Source organism: Burkholderia lata (assembly GCF_902499335.1).
In the GTDB taxonomy this organism is placed as follows: Bacteria; Pseudomonadota; Gammaproteobacteria; order Burkholderiales; family Burkholderiaceae; genus Burkholderia; species Burkholderia lata_B.
Genome location: NZ_CABVQK010000051.1, coordinates 1 through 1,063 on the forward strand (window position 1 = coordinate 1; position 1,063 = coordinate 1,063).

General features: G+C 60.1%; 1 protein-coding gene and 1 pseudogene. Both read left to right on the forward strand.

The genetic code is table 11. The features are described 5' to 3' along the window. Window positions 1-201, forward strand: a pseudogene (locus tag BCO18175_RS40385) (IS21 family transposase); the annotation flags it as partial. After that, window positions 194-991: an IS21-like element helper ATPase IstB gene (gene istB, locus BCO18175_RS40390; protein WP_060091270.1), complete on the forward strand. Its 798-nt coding sequence runs from the start codon at window positions 194-196 to the stop codon at window positions 989-991. The pseudogene BCO18175_RS40385 and the gene istB, both read left to right, overlap by 8 nt. Window positions 992-1,063 lie beyond the last annotated feature (72 nt).

The window sequence follows — 1,063 nt, forward strand, 5'->3', positions numbered from 1 at the left end:
GTGCTGCTCGCCGTACAGGCTGCGCTGGATTCAGGACGCCCCAGCGCAGAGCACGTCCTGAACGTGCTGAGCCGGCTGAAGGCGCCCGTCACGAATGGCAGCCTCGCCACGACGAAACTCCAGCTCAAGGAAGAGCCCGCGGCCGACGTGAACCGTTACGAGACGCTGCGTGCCAACCCACCGGAGGATCGTCATGTCTAACGATATCGCGGCCCAGCTCAAGGGTCTTAAACTGCACGGCATGGCGAGCACGTGGCCGGAGCTGCTCGCGCAGTCGCGCCACACTGACTTCGAGCCGGAGCGCTTCATGAAGCAGCTGTTGATGGCTGAAACCGCCGAACGGCAGGTGCGCTCGATCGCCTATCAAATGACCGCTGCGCGCTTCCCGGCCCACCGCGACCTGAAGGGCTTCGACTTCGCGCAGGCACACGTCGACGAAGCGCTGGTGCGCGAACTGAGCGAGCTGTCGTTCCTCGAAAGCGCGCACAACGTCGTGTTCATCGGTGGTCCGGGCACTGGCAAGACGCACCTCGCCTCAGCGATCGGAATCGAAGCCGTACAGCGCCACGGCAAGCGTGTGCGCTACTTCTCGACCGTCGAGCTGACCAACGCCCTGGAGCAGGAGAAGTCCATCGGCAAACAAGGCCAGATCGCCCACAAGCTGATGTACGTCGATCTGGTGATTCTCGATGAGCTGGGCTATCTGCCGTTCAGCCAGACCGGCGGTGCATTGCTGTTCCATCTGCTCTCAAAGCTTTACGAGCACACGAGCGTCGCGATCACGACCAATCTCAGCTTCGGCGAGTGGGCGAGCGTGTTCGGGGATGCAAAGATGACGACAGCGCTGCTGGACCGCGTCACCCATCACTGCCACATCGTCGAAACGGGCAATGAATCGTGGCGCTTCAGGACCAGTTCTGCCAAGGCAAAGACAACAAGAAAAAGAGCAGCAAAACCAGCGGGTAACGAAGAGTTATCCACACCGGAATAGATGTACTACGCTGTCTCAGGGTGGGTCAGATTTAGATGAAATCGGTGGGTTAAGACTCGGTGGAAATCAACA